Origin of the sequence: Cobetia sp. MC34 (assembly GCF_018340035.1) — a bacterium.
Taxonomy (GTDB): Bacteria; Pseudomonadota; Gammaproteobacteria; order Pseudomonadales; family Halomonadaceae; genus Cobetia; species Cobetia amphilecti.
This window is the reverse complement of the sequence record NZ_JADPPY010000048.1, coordinates 1-18,980: the sequence shown is the minus strand read 5'-3', so window position 1 is coordinate 18,980 and position 18,980 is coordinate 1. Positions and strand designations below refer to the sequence as shown.

17 protein-coding genes and 1 pseudogene are annotated in these 18,980 nt (G+C 56.9%); 4 read left to right on the top strand and 14 right to left on the bottom strand.

Annotation, left to right across the window (positions count from 1 at the left end):
- Positions 1–326: 326 nt before the first annotated feature.
- The 11 genes from IZU87_RS16095 to IZU87_RS16045 all read right to left on the bottom strand — a co-directional run bounded on the left by IZU87_RS16095 (position 327) and on the right by IZU87_RS16045 (position 12,258).
- The gene (locus IZU87_RS16095; RefSeq protein ID WP_213115196.1) at positions 327–485 is read right to left on the bottom strand and encodes a transposase; all 159 of its coding nucleotides are present in this window, start codon (positions 483–485) and stop codon (positions 327–329) included.
- Positions 486–895: 410 nt separating this feature from the next.
- Positions 896–2,203 (bottom strand): TRAP transporter large permease, encoded by a 1,308-nt coding sequence (locus IZU87_RS16090; protein WP_213115195.1) that lies wholly within the window; start codon positions 2,201–2,203, stop codon positions 896–898.
- Positions 2,203–2,820: a TRAP transporter small permease gene (locus IZU87_RS16085; RefSeq protein WP_213115194.1), complete on the bottom strand. Its 618-nt coding sequence runs from the start codon at positions 2,818–2,820 to the stop codon at positions 2,203–2,205. Before IZU87_RS16085 ends, IZU87_RS16090 begins: the two co-directional genes overlap by 1 nt.
- Positions 2,821–2,895: 75 nt before the next feature.
- Positions 2,896–3,906: a TRAP transporter substrate-binding protein gene (locus IZU87_RS16080; protein ID WP_213115193.1), complete on the bottom strand. Its 1,011-nt coding sequence runs from the start codon at positions 3,904–3,906 to the stop codon at positions 2,896–2,898.
- A gap of 141 nt (positions 3,907–4,047) precedes the next feature.
- A complete protein-coding gene (locus IZU87_RS16075) occupies positions 4,048–5,121 on the bottom strand; it encodes a LacI family DNA-binding transcriptional regulator (protein WP_213115192.1) in 1,074 nt (357 codons plus the stop codon).
- 188 nt (positions 5,122–5,309) lie between these two features.
- Positions 5,310–6,299, bottom strand: a complete 990-nt coding sequence (locus IZU87_RS16070; protein ID WP_213115191.1) for a 2-hydroxyacid dehydrogenase — start codon at positions 6,297–6,299, stop codon at positions 5,310–5,312.
- A gap of 56 nt (positions 6,300–6,355) precedes the next feature.
- Positions 6,356–7,339, bottom strand: coding sequence for a sugar kinase (locus IZU87_RS16065; RefSeq protein ID WP_349305196.1), 984 nt, complete (start codon positions 7,337–7,339; stop codon positions 6,356–6,358).
- 89 nt (positions 7,340–7,428) lie between these two features.
- Positions 7,429–8,304, bottom strand: coding sequence for a sugar phosphate isomerase/epimerase family protein (locus tag IZU87_RS16060; protein ID WP_213115190.1), 876 nt, complete (start codon positions 8,302–8,304; stop codon positions 7,429–7,431).
- Between the two features lie 56 nt (positions 8,305–8,360).
- Entirely contained in the window at positions 8,361–9,419 is a 1,059-nt protein-coding gene (locus tag IZU87_RS16055) for a LacI family DNA-binding transcriptional regulator (RefSeq protein ID WP_213115189.1), read from the bottom strand.
- Between the two features lie 334 nt (positions 9,420–9,753).
- Entirely contained in the window at positions 9,754–11,319 is a 1,566-nt protein-coding gene (locus tag IZU87_RS16050) for an aldehyde dehydrogenase family protein (protein WP_249330676.1), read from the bottom strand.
- A 3-nt stretch (positions 11,320–11,322) separates the two neighbouring features.
- On the bottom strand, positions 11,323–12,258 hold the full coding sequence (locus IZU87_RS16045) for an NAD(P)-dependent oxidoreductase (RefSeq protein ID WP_213115188.1): 936 nt from the start codon (positions 12,256–12,258) through the stop codon (positions 11,323–11,325).
- A 127-nt stretch (positions 12,259–12,385) separates the two neighbouring features.
- On the opposite strand from IZU87_RS16045, the gene IZU87_RS16040 reads away from it, so the two are divergent.
- Positions 12,386–13,375 (top strand): LysR family transcriptional regulator, encoded by a 990-nt coding sequence (locus IZU87_RS16040; protein ID WP_213115187.1) that lies wholly within the window; start codon positions 12,386–12,388, stop codon positions 13,373–13,375.
- Here IZU87_RS16040 and IZU87_RS16035 read toward each other — a convergent pair.
- Positions 13,355–13,585 (bottom strand): LysR substrate-binding domain-containing protein, encoded by a 231-nt coding sequence (locus IZU87_RS16035; protein WP_213115186.1) that lies wholly within the window; start codon positions 13,583–13,585, stop codon positions 13,355–13,357. The genes IZU87_RS16040 and IZU87_RS16035 overlap by 21 nt on opposite strands.
- 520 nt (positions 13,586–14,105) lie before the next feature.
- Between IZU87_RS16035 and IZU87_RS16030 the strand changes: the two genes are divergently transcribed.
- Both IZU87_RS16030 and IZU87_RS18080 read left to right on the top strand, forming a co-directional pair.
- On the top strand, positions 14,106–14,645 hold the full coding sequence (locus IZU87_RS16030) for a DUF2628 domain-containing protein (protein WP_213115185.1): 540 nt from the start codon (positions 14,106–14,108) through the stop codon (positions 14,643–14,645).
- A gap of 26 nt (positions 14,646–14,671) precedes the next feature.
- Positions 14,672–15,310, top strand: a complete 639-nt coding sequence (locus IZU87_RS18080) for a DUF1294 domain-containing protein (protein ID WP_349305195.1) — start codon at positions 14,672–14,674, stop codon at positions 15,308–15,310.
- A gap of 111 nt (positions 15,311–15,421) precedes the next feature.
- Here the strand turns inward: IZU87_RS18080 and IZU87_RS16015 are convergent, their stop codons facing one another.
- Entirely contained in the window at positions 15,422–16,363 is a 942-nt protein-coding gene (locus IZU87_RS16015; protein WP_213115184.1) for a 2OG-Fe(II) oxygenase family protein, read from the bottom strand.
- A gap of 198 nt (positions 16,364–16,561) precedes the next feature.
- Positions 16,562–18,256, bottom strand: a complete 1,695-nt coding sequence (locus IZU87_RS16010; protein WP_213115183.1) for an L-lactate permease — start codon at positions 18,254–18,256, stop codon at positions 16,562–16,564.
- Positions 18,257–18,796: 540 nt separating this feature from the next.
- Here IZU87_RS16010 and IZU87_RS16005 point away from each other — a divergent pair.
- Positions 18,797–18,980 (top strand): annotated as a pseudogene (locus IZU87_RS16005) (ISL3 family transposase); the annotation flags it as partial.

Below are 18,980 nucleotides of genomic sequence, written 5' to 3'. Positions count from 1 at the left end.
AATTCCGGGATGGTCATGCTCATAGGCGGCGCCATCTTCTTGAGGATGGCTTCCTTACGCTCTGTGGAATAACGCACGTTGATCACCTCTCAATCCGTTTAGGTGACAACTACGCTGGCAGATAAGGTGACGCACGCGTCACACAAAGTTTCTTTCGATATTAGTTGGCCATTGACAGTAAAGAGTAAAAGCGAAGAGGAAACATCATGATCAGAAAATACCCCACAGAGTTGGTCTGTGGGGTATTTAGTTAGACAATGGATCCAGATAAATGCCACGTTCGCATCCTTTCCTCAGCGCTACAATTGATGAACTCATCTATAATCTCACCGAATAACGCCTCTGATGCTAGGTTCTATACGCAAAGTCGGCTCGTAGGAAGCGACGTATGCTAGGCATACCCTCACATAAAAGCTACGGGCCAACTTCTCATATTGCGTCGCAATACGGCGGAACTCTTTCAGCCAACTGAATGAGCGCTCCACGCTGTTCGTTGACGGTGCATAGAATTATTGAAACCACGGGGGGGCCTTAACGGGTGGGGCGCATCATCTTTGGTTGAGCGGTGCCCGGCTTGATTCGTGCGTGGTCGCAGTAACGGCGCAACTTGTCACTGTCATAGTTCTTATCTACGACGCTGTAGCGGCAACGTTTTCGTGGCCGACCAAGATTCCTCGTTAGAAGGACCTTTTCCAGGGTGGGGTTAGAGTTCTGCATATCCGACTCTTATTCCGCCGATAGAGTGGACGCACTGTATAAATGAAATAGAAAATAGGAGAAGTTAAGGAGCGAAAGAGTGAGAGGCGGGCAACTCCGGACATTACTCAAAGAGTGTTTAAGATGTCCGGATAATGATTGGTTGCAAGGTCAAGAGTTGTTGTTGGAAAGCCCAATTTTAGACGAAGTCTGGCGCAATAAGGCGCGGTATGGCAAGTATCAGATCCGGGAAGAAGATTAGTAGCACTATGACAGCTAGCATAATTGCAAGATAAATCATAGTCATTCCCAGAGCCTGCAATAATGGGATGCCACCTATCTTTGCTGAAATCATGAGGCACAGGCCATAGGGGGGGGTAACAAGTCCCATTCCAAGCGCCATGACCCCAATCACACCGAATTGTACCGGGTTAACTCCCGCCGACATCGCCAATGGATAGAAGATAGGAGCCATGATCGCCATGGCTGGTAGCGAGTCCATGAAGGTACCGATTAACAGCATGACGGCTGTCATTATTAGTAGTAGTACAATAGGATCGCTGATACTGACGCCTTCCATCAATTTCGGTGGTATCTGATAGAAACTGATCAGATAGCCGAAGATAGAGGCACCAACTAAGCTGAAAAGTGAAAGAGAACAGAGTTTGACGGTATCGGTTGAGGCAGCGAACACTTGGTGAAGACTGAGTTCACGGTAGACCACAAACCCGAGTGCCAATGCATAGAGAACTGCAATTACTGCAGCTTCAGTCGGTGTAACGATACCACTGATGATGCCACCGATGATGACAATGGGGATCCCCGCGGCCAGTAGGCCATCCTTGCCTGAACTCATCAGTTCGGCCATGGAAGCGCGCTTGCGTACGGGCACATCGTACTTCCGTACGAATAGCATATTCAGACCGAGTTGAGCCATCCCTATCATCAATCCCGGTATTATGCCGCCCAGGAAAAGTCCTGCAATCGAAGTGTTGGTCAATGCACCCCAGATAATCATGTTGATCGAGGGCGGAATTATGATACCCATGACGGAAGATGCCGCCGTGACGGCAACCGAGAAGTTGACCGGGTAACCTTCACGCTTCATGGCAGGAATAAGTACGGTCCCGATGCCTGCGCTGTCAGCAGTAGAGGAGCCGGAGACGCCGGCGAAAAGCATGCTGACCAAAACGTTGACGTGTGCCAGTGCTCCTCTGACGTGTCCTACCAAACGCATACAAAGAGTGATTAGACGATCCGTGATTTGAGCGGCATTCATCAAGTTGCCTGCTAGCAGAAATAGAGGGACTGCTAAAAGCACGAAGGAATCCATGCCGTTATACATGCGTTGGAACATGATCCAAAAGGTCAGACGTGGATCCAGGAAAATAATGCTGGTTGCAGTAAGTACCAATGCCATGGCGATTGGTACACCAAGGACGATAAGAATGCCTAGTAGCGCAAACAAAGCCCAGGGCAAGATGAAAATCATATCCATGGACAGCATCAGGCATGACCTCCCTGATTTAATGTATCATTAGTAGAGGATAAGGAGTTTATAGCGCCATTATCTGCGGATATATCATTAGACGCCATTTCGTCGACGGCATTGGGAGTGTTAAGCACTTTCTCCATGGCGGACATCCCGTGTAATGCAGCATGTAGTAGGCGTTCAAGACTGAACAGGATGATGAATCCGCCACAGGCAGTGAATACACTGTAGACATAAATCATCGACATGCCAGAAGCAGTTGCACTTCGTCTTAGGCCAGAAATAGCGAAGTCCTTTCCGAACCAGACGAAGATGATACCTGTGGCCAGACAAGCCAGATCACGTGCCCAACGGGTCATTTGATCAGCGCGAGTTCCACTCGGAAAAGCTTCCAATACGAAATGATCGGCATGCAGTACACCCACCGCGGTTCCTAGCATGATCATCCATTGGAAGGCGAAGCGACTGAACTCCTCTGTCCAAAATAAGCGGGGGAGTAGCGGCAGATTGCGACTGAGAATCTGATAGATGATGAGAGCAATAAATCCAAACAGCAATGCGAGAAGTAAAGCATACAATATTTTTTCCAGCACACGGTTCAGGCGTGTCAGCGCGGAGAGAATAAGCGACATTAGCGCTGTCCTCGTTTATAGGAGTAAGAGAACGGCGCCCCGGATGGTGGGGTGCCGTTTTATCATCATTTCCGCTTAGTTGACATCCTTGATCATCTGGTAGAGGTCGGTCAGATCCATATCGGCGACTACCTTCTTCAGAGGTTCCTTGACCATCTCTTGCATCTTGTCGCGATCAATCTTGTGCAGGATCATTCCTTGGTTGACGAGTGATTCGAGAGCTTCGGCATCTTGTTTGAGCTGCACCTTGCGAGCATAGGCGGCTGATTCACGTGCTGCCTTGGTGACTGCTTGCTGTTCGCTTTCGTTCAGGCGCTCCCACGTCTGTTCTGACATGGTAAGAAGGCGCACAGTAATGTCGTGATCAGTCATGACGAGATGTGGAGCAACTTCGTTGAAGCGCATCCGCAATACCCATTCCGGCTCGTTCAGTAGACCGTCAATGGCACCCAGTTGCAGCCCGGTATAAATCTCTTTCCAAGCCATGACCGATGGCTTGACTCCAATAGCCTGCCAGGCTGTGATCAAAGGCTTCGTCGGGTTGGTACGAATCTTCAACCCCTTGAGGTCTTCAAGACGATTCACAGGTTTTGTGCTGACGACTTCGCGTTTGCCACCACCAAAGTAGGCCAATACCTTGACACCGGTTTCCTGTGAAATACGGTCGGCGATCTCTTGGCCTACTTGGCCATCCAAAACCTTTTGCCAGTGATCGACATCTCGATACAGAAAAGGTACCGAGAAGATGTTGGCAGAATGAGAGAAGTCTGTGATCAGGCCTGGGCTGACAATAGCCATGTCGAGCGCACCAGCCATTTCTTGCTCAAACATTTCCGTCTCATGCCCCATGACCGAGTTCCCGAGGATAGTGACGCTGATTTCACCGTCGGTCTGGTCAGACAGCAACTCACTGAAGCGCTCTGCGCCAAGTTGATAAGCTGTTTCAGCCGTGCCCCCGTGGCCAAATCGCAGGTCCATGGCATGTGCTGTAGTTGAAGCTCCAAGGATTACTGTCAATAGTGAGCCTGTGAGAAGAGTGCGGGGTAGGCGACGAATTTTTTTTGGATCGATCCAGTTAAAGTTCATAATTAACTCCTGGCATGGCATTGTTGTTGTCGATGGGTGGCGCTCTGGAAGGGTCGAAACGATTAGTGTCTGATGCAATCAGGTGTGCGCTTCAACATCTGATTCTCATGTACCAAACTAGGTTGCTTGTGTAAGTAATTCTCAATTGAGGCATGCAGTGATATCTCTTCGAATGTCATTCTCGCTGAGTGGTTTGCCACACGAGTCGCGAATCACCAGGCTTGGGGATAGCACAACCTGCTCACGGGGGGCCTTGGGAGCAGCTATTCGGCGCAATGCCAATCGAGCCGCCTGTTCGCCAATCGCATAAGGATGCGTGGCTACACTTGTCAGAGGTGGATCGCCCAAAGCTGCCTCTTCGACATTATCAGTGCCGATGACTGCGCAGTCTTTACCCGGTGTTAGGCCTATGCGCTTGAGCCCCAGCATGACACCGAAGGCCACCATGTCGTTGTGACACATGACTGCCGTGGGCCGAGAGGTTTCCTGCATTAACTCTTGAATAAGCAGGAAACCATCCTTGCGAGTGACACCTTCGCCAAGAATCAGGCGGCGATAGGCAAGCCCATGGCGTAGCAGGCATTCATCATAGGCCTTGAGGCGATCCTGGCTGACTGCGTGCTCGGCGCCCCCGACGAAGGCGATGCGCTGATGTCCAAGTGATACTAGATGATCCATCCCCAGTCTTACGACATGACGAAAGTCAGTGCCTGCGTAATCGTACGGTGGGGTGCCGAGATAGCGCAGAATTTGGACGCAAGGCATCCCCCAGTCTTCGATCGTTTTGATCAGGTCAGGCGAGCTGCCGGCGGCAGGGCATAGAAGTAGTCCATCGACACGATGTTCGCGCATACGTTCAAGGAAACGTTGTTGGCGAGACACTGAGTCTTCACTGTTAGCCAGGAATGACACATAGTCCTGCTGGCTTAGTTCCGCATTGATGCCTGCCACCATGGCACCGAAGAACGGATTGGCAATGTCATAGACCACGACACCCAGGGTTTGCGTACGTCCTCCACGCATGGCAGCGGCGCCGCGATTGTAGACATAGCCTAATGTCTTTATCGATTTCTGAACCTTGCGACGTGTACGCTCCGCCACCAATGGGCTTTCGCGTAGCACCAGCGATACCGTGCTGCGCGAGACACCAGCATGGGCGGCAATGTCTTGCAGAGTAACACTGCTGCTGTCGCGTGAAAGTCGAGTGTCGGTCATGAGAAGGACGATTCCTGTAGCAATTGGTGCTGATCAGGCGGTGAATGCCACTGAGCATTCTGTTTTTTTTGGATTGATCTAAATCATACAGTCAAACTAGCGACAATTTCGTCATTCATCGACTCTTCTTTGGTCTAGAGGATTGCGCAGCAGGTCCTAAGCTATTCGTCTAGTGGTAGGGATATGAATTAGACAGAGGCTCTTCTTGTCAGTACTTCTGGGTTCACTGGGCTGATCGGGTTACTGCCCGCCAGCGCCAGTAACATGTTATCGACTGCACGTTGGGCCATTGCGGCACGCGTCTCATGGGTGGCCGACCCGATGTGAGGTAAGGCAACCACGTTGGGCATATACGGGAGAGGAGATTCAACTGGCAGTGGTTCCTGTTCGAACACGTCCAGCCCTGCCGCGCCAATTTGCCCCGTGTTAAGAGCCTCAATCAGCGCCTGCTCGTCGATGACCTTGCCACGCGAGATGTTGATCAGAATGCCGTTGGGCTTCATACGCTTCAAGGCAGCTGAATCAATCAGCTTTTCGGTATCTGCATTCAGCGGCACGCTCACGCAGACGAAGTCGGACGTTGCCAGCAGTTCTTGCAAACTTAAGCGCTGTGCACCCAGTTCCTTCTCCAGTTCGGGTTTTGGCGATGCCATGGTGTAGCGTATCTGCATGCCGAAGCCAAGTGATCCCCTACGTGCGATGGCAGCTCCGATACGGCCGAATCCCACCATTCCTAGTGTCTTGCCGTGAACATCACTCCCGAAGAGGTCAGGTCCAATGCTAGACTTCCAGTGACCGTCTTTTACCCAGCTGGCCAGTTCAATTGCTCGACGTGCAGTTGCCATGATCAGAAGAAATCCAGTATCTGCTGTGGTTTCGGTCAATACATCCGGGGTGTTGCACAGCAGAATATTTCGTTCGTTCAGCGTTGCTAGCGGATAATTGTCATAGCCGACCGAGATGCTTGCGATGGTTTCCAGATGCGGCGCGCTATCGATCAGCTGTGGTGTGACCTTAAGGCCAGCAGTGATGAGGCCATGTGCTTTGGCAAGCGCCGCATGAAAGGCCGGGCTATCCGCGTCTTCATGATGCTCGAAGAAATCGACATCGTAATGCTGCCGAAGCTGTGTAAGCTGTTCCTGGTTGAGTCGGCGAAAGGCAACGATACGTTTTCTCATGAGGTGTCACTCCTGTGTCAATAAAACGAAATTTTGTGCTGCCTGATGTTTGCAGGTCAGATGAGATGTTGGGTGAGGTCTTTCAGCTGATCACTGTTTGGCAACCCTTCCATATCGCCTATAACTTGGACGGCACGAGCTCCTATTAAATTGGCACGATGCAGTGCTTCAGATGGAGTGAAGCCTTCCAGCAAAGCGCTGATAAGACCTACGGCAAAGCCATCACCAGCACCAACGGTATCTAGGACGCGTGTCACCGGAATGCCTTCGACCGTATAGGACTCAAGCTGGCCATTGAGAACCCCCCGATAGTAGCTACCTTGTGGACCGAGTTTGATAATCACAGCTCGCGCACCGCGATCGAGATAGAAGTCAGCGATGGCTTCTGGTCTTTCATGGCCGGTTAAAAGGCGCCCTTCAGATAGCCCCGGTAATACCCAATCAGATTTTACTGCCAGAGTATTGAGAGTCTCTCGCATCACGTTTTCGTTTTTCCATAGGGAAGGTCGCAGATTGGGGTCGAACGAGATACTGGCTCCGGCATTACGTGCCTTTGCCATCATGTACTCTGAAAGCTCGCAAGTGGCAGAAGATAGCGCGGGTGGAATGCCTGTGGCATGCAAATGACGCAATTGCGAAAAGTCGATGCCTTTCGCGTCCTCAATGCATAGCTGGCTTGCAGCACTGTTGCGGCGGTAGTACTCCACTGCAGGATCCTCACTATGATTGGCGCGTGCCTTGAACACCAATCCGGTGGAGTGCAGGGGGTCGGTATGCAAGAACTGGCAGTCCAGCCCCTCGTCGCCGAGTGTCTTGCGTAGATAGCGCCCAAAGCTATCGTCACCCACGCGGCTCAACCAACCAACATGAAAGCCCAGTCGTGCTAGACCGATAGCGACATTGGTATCTGCCCCTGCCACTCGGCGATGGAAGTGATCTACGCACTCTAGTGCACCGGTTTCATCGGCTACCAGCATAGCCATGGCTTCGCCAAAAGCGATGATCTCCGGAGAATTTTTACGAAAGTGTGATTTGTTCACGAATACTCCAGGAATGATTGTGTGGAACAAGAAAAATCCAGCATGTGGTAAAGCGGTCACAAAAATCGTGCTTGGAGACAGAGTAGTATTTACCGAGTAGTAGTGATCGCTCTCAGCCGCTCGACCTCGCGACGAGTAATGCTTGGTAGGTCGGATAAAGGATAGCGAAGATCGGCATGTCTCATATCGTCTTGCGCAAGAGGGGGTGTGGGTTGCAGTGGATATTCAATAGCGCGCATTACATCTTTAGGAAAATGGCGGAACATTGTAGACCACTCGCAAAGATCTTTGTCACTTGGTACGCGCGCGTGGCATTTGCCTGAGATATCAGTACTCACACCTTTGCAGTGTACATAGCGTACATGTCGGCCGAGGCGCTCCGCGGCTTGCTGTGCGCTGGCGCCACACCATTGCCAATTGCCAATATCGAACGTCATTCCTAATGAACAGCCAGCATGTTCGGCATCCTTCAAACAGGCAGTCATCGCGGAGATGGAGCCACCTTGTGAGGTCTGATCGTTCTCGATCAGTATCTGAGGGACCCCGCTATCGGTAAACAAGACTGACAGCGCTTGCCAAGTATCTCGACCGGCCCCACGATAGTCACCGAGTGCGAACTTGATGCTTTCCGCTCCCAGTGCACGTGCCTCGTGTAGTCGCCTAGACACGCTTTCGGCAGGACGCGTTTCATTCCAGAGCCCATCTGCTGTGGAATAAATTACGCCAAGTGAATGTTCTGCGCATTGCGCGCCCAGCATATCAAAAGCTTGGAAGTCAGTAGGTAATAATTCGCGACGAATCTCGACCTTGTCGGCCCCGGCCTCACGTATCCAGTCCAGGCTGGCGGCCTGCCCCTGTGCCAGTATCAAGGTACTACCGAAAGCAGAGGTGCAGACGGAAACCTGCGGAAGAGTTGAAGAACGATCAGGCTTTGGTAACGGTACCATATCAAGATATGACGTCATCCTTCCTTGTCTCCTTATAAGGGTTAAGGCATGTCAGAAATGAAAAGATAAGTGATTCAGGTAGCGTGGAAGTCAGGACAGGATGTTGAGCCACGCTTGATCAATGTTGGGTGATAGCGGATATGCCGTGACTGCCCGACGTAGGCCTCACGATTGCGCTCCAGCAGACAGGCAAAGGCACGCCGCCCGATTTCTTCCGTAGGTTGCGCCAATGTCGTGATGCCCGGAGTAAGTAGACTGCACCACTCCAGCTCGTCAATTCCCAGGAGGCCAATAGAGCCGAGGTCCAGCTTGAGCTGTTTGAGGCAACGTGCCGCCATCAACGTCATATTGCCATTGCCACACAGAATGGCAGGTCGATTTGCCGTGGACATGAACTGTTCTATCACGGGTGACAATGAAGCTAGGTCATCAGATAGCGATAGCATAAAGGTATGGCCATTTAGCGTGCCCTCATGCGCGGCTAGCTGATAGGTGAGTCGCGACAAGCGTTCTTGGCGTGAACTGGTGTGGTTGATTGGTTCGCTCAGGTAGAGAACGTCTCGATATCCAGCCTCTCTGAGATGCGCAATAGCGATGTCGATGGCGGCATCATTGTCGAGTCCAACCATGTCTGCCTCGATTCCCGGTAATTGACGGTCCAATAGCACTATAGGAAACCCGTTAGTGGCCAGATCAATAAGTTCTTGGCTGGCCTGCCCACTGGCATTGACTACCAAACCCTCAATACCATAACTGGTCAATTGAGTCAGATGGACCTGTTCAAGGAGAGGATCATTATTGGTGTTGCAAACCATTAGAGAGAAGCCTTGCTCTCGTGCTGCTTGTTCCACCCCATGCATGGCGGCAACCGAAAAGGGGTTCCGGATATCTGCAACTAGCATACCAATCAGGCCGGTACGGCCTCCCTTAAGACTGCGTGCTATTAAGTTGGGACGATAGTTAAGTTGAGCGGCTGCCTGAGCAATGCGCTTCTGTAGGTCGGGTGATAATTGCTCGCGTGCTCCACCAAAGTAGCGAGAGACACTAGTCTTCGATGCGCGAGCCTCTTGTGCAACTTGCCTCAGGGTAGCGCGGCGGCTAGATACGAAAGTGCTTTGGTTGTCTGAAGGCATGTCACACTCGGAAATTCAAAAGTGATGGGATCGTTCCCATCGTAGTGTCATTGAAGTGTGCTGCAAGCTGATCTTTAGTCGCAGTGTCCATGGGCACTGGGGGTGTTTACTTACGTTTCACTTATTGTGTCAGGGCAAAAAGATCAGTCATGGTGGGATGAAGCTATCAAACGCCAAGTACGTTCGAGTTGCGGAGGGGGAAGAAACCTCGGTCAGGCAGTGGGTGTGACGTTATATGGCCGAAATCACCCTTCGAGCGCTACCCCATGTCGATGGCAGCGCTCGGTGGTAGCAAATCAGGACTGTGAGGTAACGACTGCTTACTGCCCAATCTTCATTCCAAGCTGGCCCCATAGCCGAAGCTGGCGGCGGGCTCGGCTGCCGTCTCGACCCACACGCTCTTCACTTCGCTGTATTCGCGCAGCGCATCCAGCCCTGAGGATCGGCCATAGCCGCTCTCGCCGTAGCCGCCGAAGGGCGAGCTGACGTGAATGGTCTTGTAGCCATTGACCCAGAAGGTGCCGGCACGCACCTGGCGTGCCACGCGGTGGGCGCGGCCGACGTCGCGTGTCCAGACGGCGCCGGCCAGCCCGAAGCGACTGTCGTTGGCGATGCGGATGGCGTCGGCTTCCTCCTCGAACGGTATGGCCACCACGACCGGGCCGAAGATCTCTTCCTGCGCGCAGGCCATGGCGTTGTCGCCCAGCAGTACCGTCGGCGCGACATGATAGCCGCCGGTGACTGGAATGGGCTCTGCTGAGCCATCGGCGAGGCGCGCGCCGTCCTCGATGGCGCCGGCAAGCATCGACGTCACATGCTGGTATTGCTTCGCGTTGTTGATCGGGCCGATCTGGGTGTTAGGGTCCTGCGGGTCACCGAGCGTGAACTGCGTGGCAGCTTCGGCCAGCGCAGTGGTGAACTTGTCGAAGATCGAGGCCTGCACCAGCAGGCGTGAGCCGGACACGCAGCTCTGACCGGCGCCGGAGAAGATGGCCGCCTGGGCGCCGCGCAGGGCTACCTCGAGATCGGCATCCTCGAACACGATGTTGGCGGACTTGCCGCCCAGCTCCAGCACGCAGGGGATGCAGCGCTGCGCCGTGGCGGTGGCGATGTGGCGGCCGGTGGCGGGCGAGCCGACGAACACCACCTTGCGGATGTCGCCCTCGGCGATCAACGCCTGGCCGATGCTATGGCCGTAGCCGGCGATGACATTGACCAGCCCGCGCGGCACACCGGCGCGCTCGATCAACACGCCCAGCGCCAGCGAGGACAGCGCCGTCAGCTCCGAGGGCTTGAGAATCACCGCATTGCCGGCGGTGATGGCCGGGGCGATCTGCCAGCCGGCGGTGAAGATGGGCGCGTTCCACGGCGTGATCTGCAGCACGGTGCCCAGCGGCTCGTAGGTGACGTAGTTGAGGTGCGAGGTCGGGACCGGAATCACCTCGCCGTGCAGCTTGTCGGCCCAGCCCGCGTAGTACTCGAACATCTCGGCGACCTTGGCCACCTCGACCCGTGCATCGCGAATCGGCTTGTTGGCGCTCAGCGCCTCGAGTTCGGCCAGGGTGTCGGCCTGTTCTCGGACCAGGCTGCCTATGCGGTAGATGGCGCGCCCGCGGGCCTGGGCGGTCAGGGCAGCCCATTGCTGCTGGGCCTCGCGGCTGGCGGCATTGGCAAGCGCTACCTGAGAGATGTCGGCATCCGGGAAGGACAGCATCAGGCTGTCATCCTGGGCGTTGCGCACCTCGATGCTCTCACCGCTACCTTTGATGAACTCGCCACCGATCAGGCTGCTGACGACAAGAGTGTCGTCATGAGATTGGCTGCTGCCCTGAAACGCCTGCATCAGTTCGGCGATACGCTGAGTCGTTGAGAATGCCGGGGTCATGTCGTGGGTCAGCATGGCTTATGCTCCGTGACCGAAGAGAGTCGGGTCAGTGCGTTGCACGATGGCGCAGAAATCCTCGCTGTCATCCAGCGTCGCGCGGCTCTCGTTCCATAGCTGGGCGACGGCGTTGGCGAGGGGCAGTTCCATCCCGAGCTGTTGCGCCAGATCACTGGCCAACCCGACATCCTTGCGCATCAGGCCCATGGTGAAGCCGGAATCGTAGGCCTTGTTGATCACCCAGTTGGGGAACATCACCTGGCTCGCGCCACTGCGCCCGGAACCCGCATTCACGCCTTCCAGCAACTTCTCGGGGGAGACGCCCGCTCTGGCGGCCATGGCAACGGCTTCCGCTGTGCTGATCAGGTGGCAGGCGGCGAGCATGTTGTTGGCGATCTTGGCGACATTGCCCGCCCCGCAGCGACCGACGTGCACTCGACTGCCGCTCATGGCCTCCAGCACCGGCATGGCGCTTGCCAGCACCTCATCCTCGGCGCCGATCACCATCGACATGCTGCCGCTCGCGGCGCCCTTGGGGCCGCCGGACACCGGGGCGTCGATAAAGTTGATACCGCGCGTCGCCAGCGCCGCCGCCACCTTGCGGCTGGTCTCGGGAGTCGAGGTGGTGGTGTCGATCACGATCAGCCCCGGCCTGGCGAGGGCCAGCAGGCTTTCGGCCTTATGGTGGTCTTCTGCTGCATCGCTGACTGGCGCGTCTTCGCCGCCTAGACACAGGCGTTCGACATGCTCGGCCTTGGGCAGCGAGAGGATCACCACATCAACCTTCTCGAGCAGCTCGTTGAGGGAATTGACCGGCGTGACGCCTGTCGCAGCGGCCCTGTCACGCGCAGCCTGAGAGAGATCGAACCCGAATACGGGGAAGTCGTGGCGAGCAAGGGTTGCGGCTATGCCGCCGCCCATGTTGCCCAATCCGATGACACCGACGGTTGTTGTCATTGTGTGATTCCTGTCGTGGTGAAGGGGGAGTAGCACCCGGTGACTCGAGTATGGACAGCGCTTCTGTGTTCCAGCAATAATCCCGAATTCACTTTAATGTTGCCTTCAAGGCAATGCTGGGGGCGTGATGAGTCTGGTGCAGGATCGACGTATCAGTCATTTCCATGAGGCGGCAAGACTCGGGAGCGTGCGTGCGGCAGCGGATTTCCTGAATGTGGCGCCTTCCGCGGTCAGTCGACAGATCACCCAGCTGGAGCATGAGCTGGGCATGCCGCTGCTTGAGCGCCATCGTCGCGGGGTCAAGCCGACGGAGGCGGGGGAGCGGGTGCTGGAGTATTACCGGCAGCGTCTGGCGCAGCAGGAGGTTCTGCTCGAGTCGTTGCAGTCATTGAAGGGGCTGCAAAGCGGCTCGCTGGTGCTGGCGATCGGTGAGGGCTTCATCGAGGGGCTGGCGGGGCCATTGAGTCGTTTTTCCGCACGCTATCCGGGCATCGAACTCAAGGTGAATCTGTGTGGAACCAATGAAGTGATCCGGCAGGTGGTCGAGGACGAGGCGCATCTGGGGCTGGTGTTTCACCCGACTCGTGATCCGAAGATTCGCACGCATGTCTCGCGGCCGCAGCCGGTGTGTGCAGTGGTCAATCCGCAGCATGCCTTGGCTCGACAGTTCGGGGGCCAACGGTTCGGGGCTCAGGAAGGCTCAAGGCGGGCGGCAGGCAAGCTCGAGCCGCTGTCGCTGGCAACACTGGCCAGTCACTCCCTGGCCCTGCCGGAGGTGTCATTCGGCATCCGCCAGATCGTGGCCCAGGCCGAACATCAGGCCGGTGTCATGCTGAGCCCGACCCTGACCTGCAACGCCCTCGCCATGCTCAAGCAATTCGCGCTGCATGGCGGCGTGACCCTGCTGCCGGAATTCGTGGTCTCCGAGGAGGTCGCCGCCGGCCGCCTGTGTCGAATTCCACTGCAGGAAGCCCAGTTCGTCACGCCGCATGTGCAGTTGATCAGCCGCCTAGGCCGTCAGTTGAGTGATGGCGCCAGTCGCCTGTCGAGCCTGTTGCAACAGGACATGACGGCCTTCAGCCCGTCGGAGGGGGGCTCAGTCGGTCAATCGCGCTGACGGTGAGGGATTCAGTACAGAATTGGCGCGCAGGCGTTCGTCGGCAAAATCCAGGAAGGTGCGGACCTTGGCCACCGCGCCGCGACCCTCGCTGTGCAACAGGTGGATCGGCAGCGATGGTGGCTCTAGCTCCTCCAGTACCGCCTGCAGGCGACCCGCTGCGAGATCCTCGCCGACCTGATAGGACAGCACGCGGGTGATGCCAACCACTGCGGGCGGCCTCGATGCAGGCGGCAATGCTGCTCATCGTTAGCCGGGGCCCACTCGTATGGCGTGTTCTCCTGCGCGGCCGAAGTGCCACTCCTTGCTGGTATTCACGTTGCTCGAGGCAACGAAGCGCTGTCCGGCCAAGGCCTCCAGCGAGTCCGGGGTGCCCTCGCGGGCGAAATAGCTCGGTGCACCACGCGCCCACGTTGCCGACTCTCACAGCTGACAGCCCGAGGTCAGCAGGGAGCCAATACGCACGTCGATATCGGAGCCTTTGTCGGTCATGTTGGACACACGCTCCACGATTACCGTCTTATTGCACAACTCAGGGAGGCGCTCGAGGTTGATGGTGACTTTCAGTCCTCTCTGACCGGCTGACAAGCCCGATGCAAATCAGTGAGATAGCGATAGATCAGTTCATGGTCCTGACAAGTGGCCGGCGGTATAGTACGAAGCGTGTGTCATTTATCCGAGCCTGTCGCAGCTTGTTGCCCGCTCGGCATCACAGACAAGGATTTTCACGATGGCTTCATTTCGTATTCTGACGCATCCCGAGCACGGGGCGCGTGCCGTCAAGATCGGCTGGTCATGGCCGGCGTTCTTCTTCGGCCTGTTCTGGGCGCTCTACAAGCGCATGTGGCTGCTGGCGGCCAGTCTGTTCGGCTTCATCGTGCTCAGCTCGGTCTTCATTCCGGCGACGCAGGGAGGGCAGTTGATCTCCAATATCCTGTTCCTGGGCCTCAACTTGACCATCAGCCTCAAGGGCAACCTGTGGTACGCGAGCCTGCTGGAAACCCAGGGCTATCAAGAGCAGGCCCAGGTCCCGGCGCGCAATCCCGATGATGCGCTCGCCGTGTACGCCAATTCGCAAAAGGCCTCTGCTGCCGATATCCGCGACCATGAACAAGGCGGCGCTGACTCACGGGATCAGGACCCTTGGGGCGATCAGTGTGACGAGCGGGAGCGCAGGGGTGAAAGAGATGAAAAAGATGACGACGACAACGGCGATGGTGGCTCCGGCGGCAAGGGCGGCGGCAACGCCACGGGCACCTTCATCGGCTAAGGGCCTGCTCAGGAAGATATGAGACGATGAACATTCAAGGACGATTGACGCGCTGGAACGATGACAAGGGCTTTGGCTTCATCACCCCGGCGTCGGGTGGCAAGGATGTCTTTGCCCACATCAGCGCCTACCAGGGGCGTGGGCGACCCAAGGCCAGCGCGCAGGTGCACTATCAGTTGGGCATGGATGACAACAATCGCCCACGTGCCATCCGCTTTCGCACCCATGGGGCAGGAGCTTCGAGTACGTCCGCTGGTGTCATGTTCGCGTGGCTGATGGCGTTGGTCGTCGCGGTCGTTCTCGGGGCGGGATGGCAGCAAGGGCATCTGCCGTGGATGTTGCCTGCAGCGTATCTGGGCATGAGTCTGGTGACGTATCTGGTCTATCGAGTCGACAAGCAGGCGGCCGCACAGGATGAGTGGCGCGTGGCCGAGAGCACCTTGCACCTGATGGAGCTTGTCTGTGGCTGGCCGGGCGCGCTGATCGCCCAACAGAGCCTGCGTCACAAGACGCGCAAGACAAGCTACCGGTTCGTGTTCTGGTGTGCGGTATTGCTCAATATCGTGGCCGTGAGCTGGCTGACTCTCTCGCCGGATGCCGCGACCCTTCGTGGCCTGCTCGGCTTTCCCGTCATGGCAGGCGAGGCCATGATCAGGTGGTCATGAGCGGATGATTGAGCGGCGTTATCGATCGCATGACAACGACAAAGGGGGCCTATCAAAGGCCCCCTTTGTCGTTTTTGCTCACTAATGTTTACCAGTAGAGCACGCTGGCCATCAGAACGGTGCGAAATCATCCTGTTCGGCGCTCGAGGCGACCCAGCGGTCTCTGGCAGGTATCGCCCGACGCTGGGCGCCCTGTGGCGGTATCTGGCCTTGCTCACCATATAGCCACAGCACCAGGTTGGAGCGCTGGCCGCTGGTGATCGGCTGCGCGGCATGCGGCACATTACCGCGATGCAGCATGGCCGAACCGGGCGTGAACGAGAAGCGAACTGCGTCTCCGCTCGCGGCGTCCAGAACGTCCAGCTCAGAGCCCTCGAAGGTCTCGTCGGGCAGGTTCATGTTGATGTTGAGGGTCACGGACGAGGCGTCGGTATGCGGTCGAATCGAGGCGTCCGTGGTGGGCTGATAGTGGATCGAGAAGCCGAAGGACTGGCTGTCGTAGCCGATGATTTCCGGGAACAGCAGCCGCGAGATCGGGCGCATGTAGGTGTCCAGCAGTTGCTGATAGAACGCCTGGAAACTCGGTGCCGCCAGATAGCCCTCTGAGCGACGGTCGAGCATGGCGCCGCGTCGATTGAGCACGATACCGTAGGGCGGGCGCAGCGGAATGCCGGCGTCCCATGCCTGTTCCAGCATGTTGCGCAGATCAGCAATGCGCTCGACATCGAAGAGCTGGCACTGATAGACGTCAGTGGCGACTTCTGTCATCAGCGCCTTGACGTCCGTCTCGCGCTCGGGATTTTCCCACGCCTGCTTGACGGCAGTGCGCAGCGCCTCGTCGATCAATCCACTATCGAGGATGGCGAGGTCGTCTTGCTCGACGGCTTCCCATTCACGCCAGGCGTCACTCAGCAGCTGACGATGGCTGTCCCAGAATTTCTGGACGGAGGGGGCGCGCCGCAGCATGGCTTCGCGGGAAGGAAGTTCGAGCTCGCGGGCCTGCTGCAACCGGGTCTGCTGTAGTCGGGTAGGGGGCAATACAGAATGGGTCATGGGATGTCTGCTCCAGAAACTTGCGACATGAAGGCTGCCGTTTCGGCGATGTTGGGCAATTTATTACGCCGTGCCTTGTTGATAAACAGGCCCCTGGAGTAAACACATTCAATATTATGTTGATGACCTCTACACGACAGCAGGCCCGCACACAATGCGGGCCTGCTGTCGTTTGCCAGAGTGTTACGAGGCGCTCTGTCAGCTCATCAAGCCGTCGACCACCCCCAGGCCGTGGAAGGCGATCATGCCGATAATGCCTGCGAAGATCACGTAGTAGAGTGTCGGTAGGATCGTCTTGCGAAGCGTGACGCCTTCGCGGCCCAGGAGGCCGACGGTGGCCGAGGCGGCTACCACGTTGTGGATGGCGATCATGTTGCCGGCAGCCGCGCCGACCGCCTGGAGGGCGACCATCATGGCGCTGGAGATGCCCAGAGCCTGGGCGACGTTGAACTGGAAATCGGCCAGCATCAGGTTGGAGACGGTGTTGGAGCCAGCGATGAAGGCCCCGAGGGCACCGACACTCGGCGCGAACAGCGGATAGATATCGCCCACGCTATCGGCGATGAACTGCGCCATCGCCACCGGCATCGACACCAGATCCGCCTCGTTGACGCCGGAGTTGATCAGGATGCGCACCATCGGAATCGTGAACAGCAGCACGAAGCCTGCGCCGAGGATGGTGCGGCTGGATTCGCTGACGGCAGCACTGACGTCTCGCATGCGCATGCGGTGCAGCACGATGGTCAGCAGTACCACGGCCACCAGGATACCGCCGGGCAGGTACAAGGGCTGCAGACTGCCGGAGATGTCAGCTTCTCCGAGAATGCCGCTCCAGCCGAAGCTCCACGAGGTCAGCGCTTCCTTGATCGGCGCGATGACGCGCGACATCACCAGCAGCACTGCGAGCAGCACATACGGCAGCCACCCCATGCCGACCGAGAGCGGCTTGCGGCCCTCGACGGGCTCAAGTGTCATGTCCAGCTTGCCGATCCACTCCGCGGGCCAGCTGTCAGCGTTCGGGAAGTCCCAGGTCCGGCTGGGCAGCAGGAAGCCCTTGCGCGCCGCCGGTACCACGATGGCGAGCCCCACCATGGCGCCGATCATCGACGGAAATTCCGGCCCCAGCAGCATGCCGGCCAATACGTAAGGCACCACGAAGCAGACACCGGCGAACAGCGCGAAGGGCGCGACCTCCAGCCCTTCACGCCAAGAGCGATTGGCGCCGAAGAAGCGCACCATCACCGCAACCATGATCAACGGCATGCAGATCCCGATGATGCCGTGGGTGATGGCGACCTCAGAGGTCACCAGCTGGAAGTAGGCGTCCCAGCTCGAGCCATTCGCGGTCAGTGTCTCGCTGACACCGGCCTTGTCGAGGCCACCGGAGACCCCGACCACGATCGGCGTGCCGACCGCACCGAAGGAGACCGGCGTCGATTGCACCATCATGCCCACCACGACCGCCGCCAGGGCCGGGAAGCCCAGCGCCACCATCAAGGGAGCAGCGACGGCGGCAGGGGTGCCGAAGCCGGAGGCACCTTCGATGAAGCAGCCGAACAGCCAGGCGACGATGATGGCCTGCACGCGGCGGTCCGGGCTGATGCCGGAGAAGCCGTTGCGTATCGCGGCAATGCCACCGGAATGCTTGAGGGTATTGAGCAGCAGCAGGGCGCCGAAGATGATCCACAGGATCGCGACCGTCAGTATCAGCCCCTGCAGGGACGAGGCCAGGACACGAGTGAAGGTCATGTCCCAAGCCAGCAGGGCGATCAGTGCAGTGACCACGAAGACGATGGGCATGGCGAGGCGGGCGGCCATGCGAAAGCCGATCAACAGCACCCCGGCGAGCAGCAATGGCACAAAGGCCAATAGTGCCAATAGCGACTGATTCATGTGCAGCACTCTCCCTATGTTGCGTGGCGAACGTCGTTTTATAAGTCTTTGTTGTTGGTGGGTGCGTGGTTATGTCGCACCTGACGCTAGCTCAAGGTAAGAGAGTCCATTTGTTTCTGCTACTTGAGGTCATCTGGTATTACCAGTGATGATCGTGAAGTTTATTTTCGCCAACTCATTGATAGTCAATGACTCTGTGGAGTATCGCAGCCCACTCATCACGCACAGCAGGCCAGTTTATTAGACTAAAAGGCGGCCGTTTACCGGGTGAGAGGCGTCTGCTTCCTGAGCATGACAGCAAGGGCGTCCGGCCAATGACATCTGTATGTCACGCGCTTCACGTGCCCTAATCGCCTCAACAGAAGGAGGAATGGCGAACAAAAAGCTTGTCGGGGGGGGGGTGTCTTGCGCGCCATAAGGGCGGCTCACGCCTTGTTGGCTTGCGTGAATCCCCTCTTTCTGGCTCTTCGACGCCAGGTGTGGAATTAGTGCCCTGGAATGGTCCAGGATATGGGGCCCCGAACAGACTGGAGAATTGACATGGATGGTACTCAGATCCTGACCCTTGGCTTGGGCTTGCAAGCGCCTTGGAAACTTAAGGACCAGCATCTGGATACCACGTCATCTCCGCATCGTCTCGAGCTTTACGTGGAAGCCGACCGGGGGAGCCTTTATGCCTGCCCGGAATGCGGCAAGGCATGCCCGGCGCATGACTTTGCCGACA